The organism is Exiguobacterium sp. SH0S2, from assembly GCF_004337185.1.
Lineage (GTDB): Bacteria > Bacillota > Bacilli > Exiguobacteriales > Exiguobacteriaceae > Exiguobacterium > Exiguobacterium aurantiacum_A.
In genome coordinates this window covers 55,469-68,799 of record NZ_SJVB01000001.1, presented here as the reverse complement: position 1 = coordinate 68,799, position 13,331 = coordinate 55,469, and the positions used below count along the sequence as shown (strand labels likewise).

Annotated in this window: 11 protein-coding genes; 6 read left to right on the top strand and 5 right to left on the bottom strand. The window is 55.1% G+C overall.

All coding sequences use genetic code 11. From position 1 onward, the window contains the following. Nucleotides 1-106: 106 nt before the first annotated feature. The 6 genes from putP to EVJ21_RS00310 all read left to right on the top strand — a co-directional run bounded on the left by putP (nucleotide 107) and on the right by EVJ21_RS00310 (nucleotide 6,487). Nucleotides 107-1,594: a sodium/proline symporter PutP gene (putP, locus tag EVJ21_RS00335; protein ID WP_131489698.1), complete on the top strand. Its 1,488-nt coding sequence runs from the start codon at nucleotides 107-109 to the stop codon at nucleotides 1,592-1,594. A 138-nt stretch (nucleotides 1,595-1,732) separates the two neighbouring features. Continuing rightward, on the top strand, nucleotides 1,733-2,869 hold the full coding sequence (locus EVJ21_RS00330; protein WP_236633716.1) for a CapA family protein: 1,137 nt from the start codon (nucleotides 1,733-1,735) through the stop codon (nucleotides 2,867-2,869). Nucleotides 2,870-2,997: 128 nt separating this feature from the next. Further along, entirely contained in the window at nucleotides 2,998-4,209 is a 1,212-nt protein-coding gene (locus EVJ21_RS00325) for an argininosuccinate synthase (RefSeq protein ID WP_070327175.1), read from the top strand. Beyond that, nucleotides 4,202-5,587: an argininosuccinate lyase gene (gene argH / locus EVJ21_RS00320; protein ID WP_070327174.1), complete on the top strand. Its 1,386-nt coding sequence runs from the start codon at nucleotides 4,202-4,204 to the stop codon at nucleotides 5,585-5,587. Before EVJ21_RS00325 ends, argH begins: the two co-directional genes overlap by 8 nt. 110 nt (nucleotides 5,588-5,697) lie before the next feature. Beyond that, on the top strand, nucleotides 5,698-6,228 hold the full coding sequence (locus EVJ21_RS00315) for a biotin transporter BioY (protein ID WP_016510846.1): 531 nt from the start codon (nucleotides 5,698-5,700) through the stop codon (nucleotides 6,226-6,228). 64 nt (nucleotides 6,229-6,292) lie between these two features. Continuing rightward, a complete protein-coding gene (locus EVJ21_RS00310) occupies nucleotides 6,293-6,487 on the top strand; it encodes a hypothetical protein (protein WP_016510851.1) in 195 nt (64 codons plus the stop codon). A 29-nt stretch (nucleotides 6,488-6,516) separates the two neighbouring features. On the opposite strand, the gene EVJ21_RS00305 is transcribed toward EVJ21_RS00310, so the two are convergent. The 5 genes from EVJ21_RS00305 to EVJ21_RS00285 form a co-directional block, all read right to left on the bottom strand. Next, a complete protein-coding gene (locus tag EVJ21_RS00305) occupies nucleotides 6,517-7,368 on the bottom strand; it encodes a sulfite exporter TauE/SafE family protein (protein ID WP_131463605.1) in 852 nt (283 codons plus the stop codon). Between the two features lie 68 nt (nucleotides 7,369-7,436). Then, on the bottom strand, nucleotides 7,437-8,324 hold the full coding sequence (locus EVJ21_RS00300) for an alpha/beta hydrolase (RefSeq protein ID WP_131463607.1): 888 nt from the start codon (nucleotides 8,322-8,324) through the stop codon (nucleotides 7,437-7,439). A gap of 41 nt (nucleotides 8,325-8,365) precedes the next feature. Continuing rightward, nucleotides 8,366-9,148: an AAC(3) family N-acetyltransferase gene (locus tag EVJ21_RS00295; protein WP_070327169.1), complete on the bottom strand. Its 783-nt coding sequence runs from the start codon at nucleotides 9,146-9,148 to the stop codon at nucleotides 8,366-8,368. 5 nt (nucleotides 9,149-9,153) lie between these two features. Further along, on the bottom strand, nucleotides 9,154-12,165 hold the full coding sequence (locus tag EVJ21_RS00290) for an AAA family ATPase (protein WP_131489697.1): 3,012 nt from the start codon (nucleotides 12,163-12,165) through the stop codon (nucleotides 9,154-9,156). Next, nucleotides 12,162-13,268, bottom strand: a complete 1,107-nt coding sequence (locus EVJ21_RS00285) for an exonuclease SbcCD subunit D (RefSeq protein WP_131489696.1) — start codon at nucleotides 13,266-13,268, stop codon at nucleotides 12,162-12,164. The genes EVJ21_RS00290 and EVJ21_RS00285 overlap by 4 nt, the downstream gene beginning before the upstream one ends. Nucleotides 13,269-13,331 lie beyond the last annotated feature (63 nt).

The following is a 13,331-nucleotide window of genomic DNA, read 5'->3' as shown; positions in this document are numbered from 1 at the left end:
GATGAAAAATAAACGTGCAGCCGATTCAATTTTGTGACAAAATCTTGTCAAGGTATAAGATATAGATTTTGAAAACGTTTTCACAACTGAATGAGGGGGCTGTTACATGAATGGGATTTTAGTTTCCATCACGATTTACATGGTGCTCATGGTCGTACTTGGCGTCGTCGCCTATCGCCGTACAGAGAGCATCGGCGACTATATGCTCGGAGGAAGAGGGCTCGGTCCAGGCGTAGCCGCCTTGTCGGCCGGGGCATCTGACATGAGCGGTTGGCTACTGATGGGCTTGCCGGGCGCCATGTTCGCGACCGGTCTCTCGAGTGGGTGGATCGTCATCGGGTTGACGATCGGCGCCTACTTGAACTGGCTCCTCGTCGCCCCGCGTTTACGCACGTATTCGTATTTGTCAGAAGATGCGATCACGATTCCAGACTTCTTCGAAAAGCGGTTCAAAGATTCTCGGGGCACGCTGCGGACGTTCTCAGCCGCCGTCACCTTGATTTTCTTCACACTGTACGCGACGAGCGGATTCGTGGCCGGCGGCCGGTTGTTCAACGCCGTCTTCGGCATCGAATTTGTGACGGGCGTCTTGATTTTAGCGTCGATCATCATCCTGTATACGTTCATCGGCGGGTTCCTCGCTGTCAGTTGGACGGACTTCGTCCAAGGACTGATCATGTTGTTCGCGCTCATTTTCGTTCCGGCGATCGCGATCACGGCGACTGATGGCGTCTCGAACGCGCTCCAAACGATTGGTGATATCGATTCGGCGCTGCTCGATCCGTGGACGGGCCAATCGTTCATCGGGATCGTGTCTCTATTCGCCTGGGGGCTCGGTTACTTCGGACAACCACATATCATCGTCCGCTTTATGGCCATCGAAAAATTACAAGATATTAAGACCGCCCGCCGGATCGGTATCTCGTGGATGCTCTTCACCGTCGTCGGGGCGATGGCGACCGGATTGATCGGTCTCGCCTACTACACGCAGCAAGGACTTGAGATCGACAATCCAGAAAATATTTTCATCAATCTATCAGACCTATTATTCATCGACTTGATCACGGGCGTGTTACTCGCGGCACTGCTTGCCGCCATCATGTCGACCATCTCGTCGCAGTTGCTCGTCTCGTCTAGTGCGGCGACGACCGATTTCTATCAGAAGTTTTTCCGCAAACAGGCAGGTGACCGTGAACTCGTCATGGTCGGCCGGATCACCGTCATTCTCGTCTCGGTCGTCTCGATTTGGCTCGCCTTCGGTGCTGATGATACGATCTTGAACCTCGTCGGCTACGCTTGGGCCGGTTTTGGTTCCTCGTTCGGCCCGCTCATCTTGTTCAGCTTGTTTTGGAAGCGGACGACGCGCCAAGGCGCACTCGCGGGCATGTTGACGGGTGCATTTATCGTCATCGTCTGGAAGAACTTCGCCAGCGACTGGTTCGGGACCGTCGGTGAACTGTATGAGATGATTCCAGCGTTCTTCTTGTCGGCGCTTGCCATCTATGTCGTCAGTTTGATGACACCGCCACCAAGCACGACAATCACGAACGAGTTTGAACAGATGGAGCACATATTGAAAAAAGAAGGCATCTGAACCGCACAAAGTACCGGGATCCACTACCCCGGTACTTTTTTGTCTGTCGTGACAAAAGGAGATTTAGCGCTTTTGCCGAACTCCTCTATATACACGTTCGATTTCAAACGAAAGGAAGTGACCACTCACTTGAAACGAGTGATCTTGCTAAAACAACCTGCCCTGCTTTTGTCCCTCCTTTTCCTGTTCGGCTGCACCTCAGCCGATGTCGAAACTACGCAACCCGAGCAAACTGAGAATCCGCCGGTCGAGACGGAACAACCGGTTGATACCGTGCCCGAAGAACCGGAACCGGTCGTGACGACGACGTCCATTTACGCGATCGGCGATATTTTATTGCACGACTCCGTCTACAACGCCGCCAAGAGCGGTGACGGCTATGACTTCACCCCCGCGTTTGAAAAAGTTGCGCCCGCTTTGGCCGAAGCCGACATTACCGTTGCCAACCAAGAGAGCATGATCGGCGGCAGTGACATCGGGTTGTCGAGTTACCCTGCCTTCAATAGCCCCTACGAGATCGGTGATGCGTTGCAAGAAGCAGGCATCGACCTCGTGACGACAGCGAACAATCACACGCTCGACCGCGGCGTGAAAGCGATTGAGAATTCAATCGCCTACTGGAACTCGATCGATATGCCGTATACCGGTTCGTTCTTATCCGAAGCAGATAAAGCCAACGTCCGGACGCTGACCGCGAACGACATCTCGTTTGCGTTCCTCGCCTACACGTATGGGACGAACGGTGTCGTGCCGAAGCAGCCGTATCACGTCAATTACATTGACGTCGAAGCGATGAAACGAGATATCGAGGCGGCCGAACAAACCGCCGAGCTGACCGTCGTCGCACTCCACTTCGGGAATGAGTACGAGCCGCTCCCGAACGAAACGCAAGAAACACTCGTCCAACAACTGTCCGATCTTGGTGTCGATATCATCATCGGCCATCATCCGCACGTCCTGCAGCCGACGGCCTGGGTCGACGGCGCTGCAGGCAATCGAACGTTCGTCGCCTACTCACTCGGAAACTTCTTGTCTGGCCAGCAAGGCGATGAGCGGAATACGGGCGGCATCGTCGGTATCGACATCGTCAAGACAACCATCGACGGCGAATCGACGTTTGAGCTCACGAACCCGATGTTCTATCCGACGTTCACACGGCAATCGAGCGCGGGCCATTTCGAGGTCGTCCCTCTCCAGTCCGCCAAACCTGAGCTATTCAACGAGACGAGCGAGCATATGAAACAATGGATGCCAGAACTCGAGATCATTCAGTGACGAACCACTTTTCATAAGTGGTTCTTTTTTTTTTTAGGAAAACCATTGCTTTCCACCCCAGCATCCTTTAATGTAAGTTGTATATTTATAAAAACAGATGAATAATTATGTATAAGGGGTGCAACGAAATGAAACAAAAACTCGTATTAGCTTATTCAGGTGGATTGGATACTTCGGTCGCCATCAAATGGTTGAACGAACAAGGGTATGACGTCATCGCTTGTTGTTTGAACGTCGGGGAAGGCAAAAATTTGGAGCATATCCAACAGAAAGCGCTCAAGGTCGGCGCCGTCAAATCAGTCGTCATCGATGCCGTTGATGAGTTCGTCAATGACTTCGCTCGTTACTCGATGCAGGCTCACACGATGTACGAAGGTGTCTATCCGCTCGTCTCCGCCTTATCACGGCCGCTCATCTCGAAAAAGCTAGTCGAGGTCGCACAAGCCGAAGGAGCCGTCGCTGTCGCTCACGGCTGTACCGGCAAAGGCAACGATCAAGTCCGGTTCGAAGTATCGATCCACGCGCTCGACCCGTCGCTCGAAATCATCGCACCGGTCCGGGAATGGAAATGGTCGCGGGAGGAAGAAATCGCCTACGCCGCCAAACACGATATCCCGATTCCGATCGTGCAAGCAGAACCGTTCTCGATCGACCAAAATATTTGGGGTCGTGCCGTCGAGTGTGGCATCCTCGAAGACCCGTGGGCCGCTCCGCCAGCAAGCGCCTATGAATTGACGGCGCCGCTCGAGGATACGCCGCATGAACCAACGTACGTCGAGATTGAATTCAAACAAGGCGTCCCGGTCGCCCTCGATGGGAAACCAGCGACGTTCACGTCGATCCTTGAACAATTAAACATCGCCGCCGGCGCCCACGGGATCGGCAAGATCGATCATATCGAGAACCGGGTCGTCGGTATCAAGTCGCGTGAAGTGTATGAGGCACCTGGGGCGATGACGTTGATCACGGCACACCACGCGCTCGAGGCGTTGACGCTCGTTCGTGAAGTCGCCCATTTCAAACCGATTGTCGAACAAAAATTGACCGAGACGATCTATAATGGCCTGTGGTATTCACCGCTCACGAAAGCACTCCTCGCCTTCATCGATGAGACACAACAGACGGTGACCGGAACGGTGCGGATGAAACTGTTCAAAGGTCAAGCCATCGTCGACGGACGGAAGTCGCCGATCTCGCTCTATGATGAACAACTTGCCACGTACACGTCAGCCGATACGTTCGACCAACAGGCTGCCGTCGGCTTCATCAAACTTTGGGGCCTACCGACAAAAGTCCAGGCCGAAGTGTTAGCCGAGAAAGGATTGATGCCCCATGAGTAAACTATGGGGGGGACGGTTCGAGCAGACAGCGAGCGAATGGGTCGATGAGTTTGGTGCCTCGATCCATTTCGACGCCCAGCTCGTGCTAGAAGATATCGAAGGGAGCATCGCCCATGTGACGATGCTCGGGGACCAGCACATTTTAACCGCTGACGAGTCCGAACAGATCATCGGCGGTCTGAACACCCTCGCTGAGAAAGCACAAGCCGGCGAGCTGTCGTTCAGCGTGTTCCATGAAGACATCCACATGAACCTCGAGTCGTTACTTCGCGAGGAAATCGGTCCGGTCGCCGGGAAGATGCATACGGCACGCAGTCGAAACGACCAAGTTGCGACCGACATGCACCTGTATTTGAAGCGTCGCGTCGGTGAGACGATCGAAGGCATTGAAGCACTACAGACGGCGCTCTATAACCATGCGGCAAACAACGTCGAGACAATCATGCCAGGCTACACGCACTTGCAACGGGCACAACCGGTCTCGCTCGCCCACCATTTGCTCGCATATTTTTGGATGCTCGACCGTGACAAGGAACGCTTCAGTGACAGTTTGAAACGGATCGATATGAGTCCGCTCGGTGCCGGTGCGCTCGCCGGGACGACGTTCCCGATCGACCGTCATCGGTCGGCCGAGCTGCTCGGTTTCAGTCGGGTCTATCCGAACAGCCTCGACGCGGTCAGCGACCGTGATTTCATCTTAGAATATTTATCAAACGCATCACTCCTGATGATGCACTTGTCACGGTTTTGCGAGGAACTTATTTTGTGGAGCAGCGAAGAATTTAAATTCATCACGATCTCAGACGTGTTCTCGACCGGTTCGAGCATGATGCCGCAAAAGAAAAACCCCGACATGGCCGAGCTCGTCCGCGGCAAATCGGGTCGTGTCATCGGTAACCTGATGGGTCTACTCACGATCATGAAAGGTCTACCGCTCGCTTACAACAAGGACTTGCAAGAAGATAAGGAAGGTATGTTCGACACGGTCAAGACACTTCAAGGTAGTTTGAGCATCATGACCGGCATGATTCAAGACATGACGTTCCACGCCGACACGATGAAACAAGCGACCGAGCGCGATTTTTCGAACGCGACCGAGCTCGCCGACTACTTGACCGCGAAAGGACTGCCGTTCCGCGAGGCCCACGAAGTGACGGGTACGCTCGTCCGCTACTGTATCGAGCAGCGCCTCTACTTGTCAGAGCTTCCTTTAGAGACGTATCAAACTCACTCCACTTTGATCGGGACTGACGTCTACGAGGCACTCTCACCGGTCACGGCCGTCAAACGCCGGAATAGCTACGGCGGGACCGGCTTCGATGCGGTACGGACGCAACTTACGGAAGCGGCCACCAAACTTCATCAACCAACGAGTTGACACGAAAGCACCTGGCCAATCATGACCAGGTGCTCATTTTATGCTTGCCAACGTAAATCACTAGATGTTAACCTATATGTAGTCAACGTTAACAGAAATGAGGTTTACATATGAAAATTCATGATTTGACACAAGTGGCCATCGGTGCCGCATTGCTAGCTAGTATCGGTTCTGTCGCCATCCCGATCGGACCCGTCCCGATCACGCTACAAATGCTCGGCATCATGACGATCGGCGCCATTCTCGGTGCCAAAAAAGGCGGACTCGCCGTCGTCGTCTATCTACTTCTCGGAATGATCGGTCTCCCGGTGCTCAGCGGTTCCGGCGGCTTGGCTCCGTTCGTCGGCCCGACGGTCGGTTATTTGATCGCGTTCCCAATTGCTGCTTACTTGATCGGGTGGTTGTCGGAGCGATATCGCTCTTTCCCCGCCCTCGTTGCCTACAACTTGTTGATTGGTCTCGGTTTCGTCTATCTCGTCGGCAGCCTTGGCCTCCAAGCCGTATTCGGTCTATCGTTTATCGATGCGCTTAAAGTGAACATCCCGTTCATCTTCGGCGACGTCATTAAAGCGGTGCTCGCCGCAGCCATCGCCGTCAAAGTCTCGGCAAATTCGCAAGTCCGACGTTTACTTGCTTCGTGAGTGTTCAAACGTTTCGCCTTCTTCCTTATGTGGAACTTATATAGTATGGAAGGGGGGTGTCCTTATGAGCGATTCAACGTTTAAAAAACGCTTGATGAAAGCGACCCATCTCCATCGCTCCACAAAAGGACCAAAGCGCGGCAAAGATGAATCGCGTGATGAGAAACGCGACACAGAGGCGTTCGAACGACGACTCCGTGAAGCGAAGAGCAAAGTCGGCGAAATCCAAGAAAACATTGATCATATTTCTAGACGCTAAAAACCCCGTCCACGGACGGGGTTTTGTTGTCATTTCTTTCGTCGCGGCCGGATGAACAGTGCGACGATGAACGAAAGCGCCAGGACGACGAGCAGTCCGAGCGAGATGTCATTGAAGCCGAGCAGGTTAAGGGTGACGCTGATGGCGACGGCGACGTAAAATCCGCCGAGCGCTTTCTTGACGAGCTGCGAACTGAACCGTTGTAACTGCTTCGCCCCGATCGGCGAACCGATCATCGCACCGGCAATAAGCGCCAAACCGTGCCAATAGTTCGTATCAGCACCGGCGACCGCGTAATTGATCACGCCCGAGACGACGATGAGGAACGCCGCGGCGATACTCGTCCCGACAGCCCGTTTCATCTCGGTGTTGAGCAGTTTGACTTGGAGCGGGGTCAATACGAACCCGCCGCTGACGCCCATGAGTGACGAGATGAATCCGCCGAACAGACCGATAAAACCGAGTCGTGGCACCGATTCCGATCCGATACTTCCCTCCTCATGTTGCTTCGAACGGAAAAACGAGACGGCGAAGTATGTGAGTAGCGCGATGTAGGCGAGCGAGATAACGGGCTTCGCACCGTCGAGCGTCTCTAAGTAAAAGACGAGCGGCGTCGCCACCCACGTCCCGACGACCCCGAACGCCCCGATCAAGAGGGCGTGTTTTGGATTGACGTTTTTCAGTTTGAGATGTGAAATCGTCCCGGCCGTCGTCGACCCGAGCGTCAGCATCAAGCTGAGCGCGATGGCCGCACTCGCCTCATATCCGAAGACGAGTAAGAGCGGCGTGAGTAAGATACCGCCCCCGATGCCGAAGAATCCGCTCAAAATCCCGATGAGCGTTCCGAGCAGTAAAAATGATAGTAACGCAGTGACATCCATATAGAACCCTTCTTTCATTCATTCTCGTTAGCAATCATATCAAAAAGGAGCGCAAGATGCGCCCCCACTCATAACGACCGCTCTAAAAAGTCGAACAGTTTTTGACGGTACTCCGTCTGGAATGATTCGTGTGACGCCACGTGTCCGTCATTGTCGGTCACCCAGAGCTCGATCCCGTCATTTTTCTCCACCAACTGCTCACTTTCAGACACTGGGATGGCGTCGTCGCCTTTCCCGTGAATGAGCAGGATCGGGGCCTCAATTTGAGCGACATCGTCAATCGGCTTCACGATATCCGCGTCAAGGCCAGTGAACCACGGCGTCACGGTCATGATGACCGGTGTGAACGGGAAGTTCGGCAAATCGCTCCATATCGGCAGATTCGTCTCGAGATAACCGCGAAGATCGCTAAACGGACTGTCGGCGATGACGGCCGCGACATCCATCTCATCGGCTGTCGCGAGTGCCGTCGCCGCTCCCATCGATACGCCGTATAAGACGATCGGTCCATCCGTCCGCTCATTCGCAAAATCGATGGCCGCCATCAGGTCCGTCTGTTCTTTCGCCCCGACCGTCACGCGATCGCCTTCCGAGATGCCCGAGCCACGAAAATCAAACGTCAAAAACTGGTAGCCTTGCTCATGGAACTCAGGGATGAGTTCTTTCAGCGGCAAGTCGGACTGCTCGCGGTTTTTTCCATAACCATGGGCGAAGACGATCGTCGCCCGTGGCGTCGGATGAGGGATCCACCAGCCGTACAGGTCGCTGTCGTCCTCTGCCTGGATCGTCACGTTCTCATATTTGATGCCGAGCGCCTTTGGCGTGAACGTCAACGTCTCCCGCACCGGTGACGTCAATTGGTCGCCGATATGGGCCGAGATGCCGACGACGGCCAACATGGCGACGATCACCACGACACTTACCGCAATTCCTATATATTTTCCCCATCGACTCATCGCCCGACTCTCCTTCATCTTCAAAATATTGCCCGATCGTTTCATCGGAGCCAGCTCCGTAACGCGATCAAGGCGTGTTGCACCGGCTCCCATGTCGACGCCGGGATCAAGTAACACGTTGCTTCATGGATCACGAACGTCTTGACGTCCGCCCGCTTGACGATGTTCTCCCCGATGGCACCGAACGGGTCGCTGTTGACGTCCGTATGTTCGAACGTCTTCCACACCCGCTCGCCATTCTCGTATAAGGCGCAACCGAACTGCTTCACCGGTCCGTCGATCCCATATTCGGCATAATGCCATAACGTCGTCGCATCGAGCGGCGACCCGAGATGGAGGATACGAGCGTCTCGTTCAATCATTTTTTCGATCGGTGACCCTGGTCCGAATCCGATATCGGTCGTGTGATTCGCGACCAGTTGCTCGGCGTCACGACCCCAGGCCGCGACCGACCACATCGGATGCTCGCTCCGGTGTACGTCCGGATACGTCCGGAACAGCTCGGGGACGCGGCCCATGCCGCGAGTCGCCGTTTTCCGTTGATCAAAAGCAGGCATCTCGGCTCGGATTTCGTCCCACCACTCGCTTGGGACGGGCGGCGCCTCCCATTCGGCCGGGTCGGAGTTGTCCCCACTTTGAGTCGCCATCATGATGAGCCCGGTCGGCCCGACGACGTCTTGTAACGCTTCGATCACCGCCTCCGGTCCGCCGCAAACCCATCCGAGCTTGGATAATGCACTATGGACGAATAAGGAATCTCCTGTCTGAATGCCCACTGCACGCAACTGGTCAGCCAAACTTGAACTTGTTACCATATGTTTCATCGGTTTCACTCCACAACGAGCTGGATCGTCGACCCGCTTCTTGATTTTTTCACTTCGATCCGCGCATCGACGCGGTCTTTCAACTCTTGGACGTGGCTGATGACACCGACGAGCCGTCCGCTCGATTGGAGCGACATGAGCAACTCGATCGCCTGGTCGAGCGATTCGGCGTCGAGCGTCCCGAAGCCTTCGTCGATGAGCATCGTCTCGAGGCTGACACCACCGCTCAGTTGCTGGACGACCTCGGCCAACCCGAGCGCGAGGGCGAGCGAGGCTTTGAACCCTTCCCCGCCCGACAAGTTTTGGACGCGCCGGGATTGTCCCGTATAGGCGTCAAAGACCAATAGTTCGAGTCCAGATTTTGCGTTCCCTTTCGCCGTCTCGACTTTCCGCTCGAGTTGGAACTGCCCACTCGTCATCAGATCAAGATGAATGTTGGCCGCATGTAAAATCTGATCGAAGAACGCCGTCTGCACATACGTCTCGAACGTCAGTTTCTGTGGGTTCAAACCACGACCCGTGTCGGCGATCAGTTTGACCGTCTCGAGATTACGTTGCTCGTCTGCGGTCTGGTCTCGAAGCCGGTCCCATTCCGAAATGACATGGCGATGGCGCTTCAATTGGCTGTCCGCATTGACGAGTTGTTCCGCCAATGCGTCGAGACTTGCCTGCGCTGTCGTCAATCGGTCGTTTAACAGAACGAGATCCGGTTTGACCGCATCACCGATCTTGTCGGTCAATGCGTTGAAGCCATGTTCGAGGCGGATCCCGTCTGCCTGTTCTTCCGCGAGTTGTTCTTGCAGCGACGACAACGTGTCGATCTGTTCGACGTGTGTCAAAAAGACGTCACGGCTCAATTCGTTTTTCGCTAGCGACTCCTCGAGCTCGGTCTCGATCTGGTCAAAACGTTTCTGCTCGAGGTCGAGCCGTTCGTTCAGAAGCCGCAAACGTTCTGCTTCGGTCCACTTCAAGCGTGTCACGTCTTCGAGTTCGCGTTCATACTGCGCGATAACTTGCTGCAGTCGTTCGAGCCGCGTCGATTGCGCGTCACGTTCGGCTTGCAGGTGTTGCAGCGAGGCCGCGTCCGGTTGCCGCATCGCTTGCAGCCGTTCTTGGACGGCTTGCAACCGCTCGAGCAATTGCTGCCGTCGCTCCGTCAGTTCGCGTTTCTCTTTCTCTAATCGTTTTAGTTCTGTCATGACCGTGCGGTACGTGCGTTCCGCTTGAGCACGCGCCCGCTCTTCATCTCGAAGCGAACGGATGAGTCGCTCTTGCAGAGCGGTCGCCTCTTGAACCGACCCGGACAAGTCGAGTGCCTGTCGTGACGATTCGAGTTCGCCTCGGACTTCTTCGGCCTGTTGCTTCAACGCCCGGTAGTCCGCTCTCGCCTCGTGCAAGGCCGCCTCATATTGTTTCAGCGCCTCCGTCGCGGCGACGAGCTCGCCTTGGTCACTCGTCACCTCGTGCGACGCGACCGTCCCATGGGTCCGCGATCCACATACGGGACAAGGCTCACCGTCGACGAGCGTCGCACTGAGCTTCTGTGCCCATAACGCCTGCTCTTCATGCATGAATTGCTCGACGATATCCGACTGGGCCTTGTGACGCCGTTGTGCTTCCTTGCCGTTGCGCTCGCACGATGCGAGCCGCTCCGTTACAGCTTGAAATCTTGCCTCGAGTTGCGCGTGTGCCGTGAGCCGGTCATACTTCCGTTCAGCTTCGACAAGACGGTTCGGTGTCGTTTCCTGTGCGAGCTCTGCTGACAACACCTCTTCCTGCCGTCTCAGTTCGGTTAAACGAGAATCGTCCTTGAAGACGGCGAGTTGGTCGGTCAAGCGTTTCAACTCGTCTCGCTCTGTCACGGCGGTCTGCCATTCGTCCACGAACGGAAGCATGTCATCGATGGCTTTCAGACGGGCGGTGATCGTCTCGACTTCTTGCTTCGAAGTCGCGATGCGCTCCGTCTTGGCGTGGAGCTCGTCTAGTTTGCTCGCGTATTGTGTCAACCGTGTTTGAACACCGTCGATGTCATGATTTAGCCGTTCAATATCTTGTCGATTCGCCAAGTAGCGATCGTATAACGGTCGGACACGGCTTGATGCCTCCAACCGTTCAATCAATCGGCGGCGCTCCACCCGGTCAGCTTCACCCGATTTGTAGCGTTCAAGGGCGCGTGCCTGCTCGTCACGTTCGACGAACAAACGGACGAGCGCGTTCGCCTGTTCGAGTTCGCTCCGTATCGCATCGACCCGTTTCGATTGTACGTCCCGTTCGCCTCGTAACGACTCGGTCGCCGTCAGCAGACGCTCTTCTCTGGCCTCGAGCCAGTCCTGAATCTCCGGCAAGTTACGCTCGGCGACGGTTTCGATGTCATCGTCTTCAAGTTCGAGCAGCTTCAAGCGTGTCGTCTCGGTCGCCCACTCAACTTGTTTCCGGTACTTGCCATACCGCTCGACCCAATTCTCTTGAAACGCTCGATACGCCTCGGTCTTAAAGATCGACTGGAGGATCTGTTGTTTTTTCATCGAGTCCGAGTCGAGTAGTTGGCGGAACTGGTTTTGCGGGAGCAGCAGGATTTGGCTGAACTGCTCATAATCAAGTTGCAGCAACGATTCGATCTGCTGCTCGACATCCCCGACTTTCGTCGCTAGCGGTTTCCAGCTGTCCGCCCATTCATAGAGGACGGCCTCATGCGGGATCGGTGTCTTATTTTTCGGGTGCGGTTGTTGGGGCTGGCGGACGATCCGGTACCGCTCCTCACGAATCGTGAATGAGAAATCGATCTCCGTCTTTCGTTCCGGTTCGGCGTATTGGCTTCTAAAATCGCTGGCGTTCCGGAGGGCACCGCTCGCCCGTCCATACAAGGCGAACGTCATCGCGTCAAAAATCGTCGTCTTGCCGGCGCCGGTTCGTCCACTGATGACGAACATCGAGCGCCCTTCAAGCTGTGTGAAGTCGATCTGTTCCGTCTCGGCATAAGGACCGAATGCGGTGATCGTCAATCGTTCAGGTCTCATATCGGTCCATCTCCTTCCACGAATCGTCGTACCGTCTCATCGGCGTCTCGGCCATGGACAGCTTTAAAAAACTCCATATAGACGTCCTCGATTGACTGCCGTTCGAGCGTCTCACGCTCGAAGCGGGACGTCTCGTCTTGGCGGCGCAACAGTTCAAGCTCGAGATGCAAAATGTTCGGATAGACGGTCCGCAGTTTCGCCATCGGGTCGAATAACGCAGACTCGTCGGTCAAGACGATTTTCAAGTAATCATCCGTTTTCTCGTCTTGATAGAACACCGGATCGAGTAGTTCATTCAACGTGCCCGTCAAGATGCGCAAGTCGCGTCTTGCTTGAAGCGGACGACGGCGGCGCGTCCATCCTCCGTCCCATTCGATGACGTCGACCGATTTCACGTGGTTCGCCTCAGAGAATGAATATTTCATGAGCGAACCGCTATAGGCGATCTTATCATTGCGGAGCGCGTCGCGGTTATGGAGATGGCCGAGCGCCGTATAACCGAACGGTTCGTATAGTCCTTTGGCGACTTGTCCGGCCGTGCCGACCGACAGTTGCCGCTCAGAGTCGGTCTCGAGACCGCCGGCGACGAAGCTGTGGCCGATCCCGACCGCTCGGGCATCGATGGAACCGAACGATTCGACGACGGCCGTGAGCGCGTCGTGATGGGTCCGAATCGTCTCGTCTTGCAGCGTGTAGCGGATCCGGGCCGGTTCTAAAAACGGCATCAAGTAAAACGGGATGCCCGCGACGATGATCGGTCCCGCACCCGGCTCATATTTCCCGACGATATGGAGCCCGACTTTCGTCAACAGTTTCGAACTATATTGGAGCCGTTCGGCCGAATCGTGGTTGCCGGCGATTGCGAGCACGGGGATGTTCCGCTCGAGCACGAGCGCTTTCCACATCTCATCGAGCAAATCGACTGCTTCAACCGGGGGAACGGACCGGTCGTACAAGTCGCCTGCGACGACGATTGCGTCCGGCTTCTCTTCGTCGACAATTTGTAAAAACGATTCAAATAAAATGATGCGTTGATCTTCTGTCATGTGGCGGCCGTGTACGATTTTTCCTAAATGCCAATCGGCCGTATGTATCCATTTCATTCGTTCTCACCTCTTTTTCCATTCTAGCATTTTTCACCGCAACGATTCGACGTCTTGACACTT

What these genes read in the sequence shown, in the direction of transcription:
- putP (WP_131489698.1), top strand. Translation starts at nt 107, where the DNA reads ATGAATGGGATTTTAGTTTCCATCACGATTTACATGGTGCTCATGGTC.
- EVJ21_RS00325 (WP_070327175.1), top strand. Translation starts at nt 2,998, where the DNA reads ATGAAACAAAAACTCGTATTAGCTTATTCAGGTGGATTGGATACTTCG.
- argH (WP_070327174.1), top strand. Translation starts at nt 4,202, where the DNA reads ATGAGTAAACTATGGGGGGGACGGTTCGAGCAGACAGCGAGCGAATGG.
- EVJ21_RS00315 (WP_016510846.1), top strand. Translation starts at nt 5,698, where the DNA reads ATGAAAATTCATGATTTGACACAAGTGGCCATCGGTGCCGCATTGCTA.
- EVJ21_RS00310 (WP_016510851.1), top strand. Translation starts at nt 6,293, where the DNA reads ATGAGCGATTCAACGTTTAAAAAACGCTTGATGAAAGCGACCCATCTC.
- EVJ21_RS00305 (WP_131463605.1), bottom strand. Translation starts at nt 7,368, where the DNA reads ATGGATGTCACTGCGTTACTATCATTTTTACTGCTCGGAACGCTCATC.
- EVJ21_RS00300 (WP_131463607.1), bottom strand. Translation starts at nt 8,324, where the DNA reads ATGAGTCGATGGGGAAAATATATAGGAATTGCGGTAAGTGTCGTGGTG.
- EVJ21_RS00295 (WP_070327169.1), bottom strand. Translation starts at nt 9,148, where the DNA reads ATGAAACATATGGTAACAAGTTCAAGTTTGGCTGACCAGTTGCGTGCA.
- EVJ21_RS00290 (WP_131489697.1), bottom strand. Translation starts at nt 12,165, where the DNA reads ATGAGACCTGAACGATTGACGATCACCGCATTCGGTCCTTATGCCGAG.
- EVJ21_RS00285 (WP_131489696.1), bottom strand. Translation starts at nt 13,268, where the DNA reads ATGAAATGGATACATACGGCCGATTGGCATTTAGGAAAAATCGTACAC.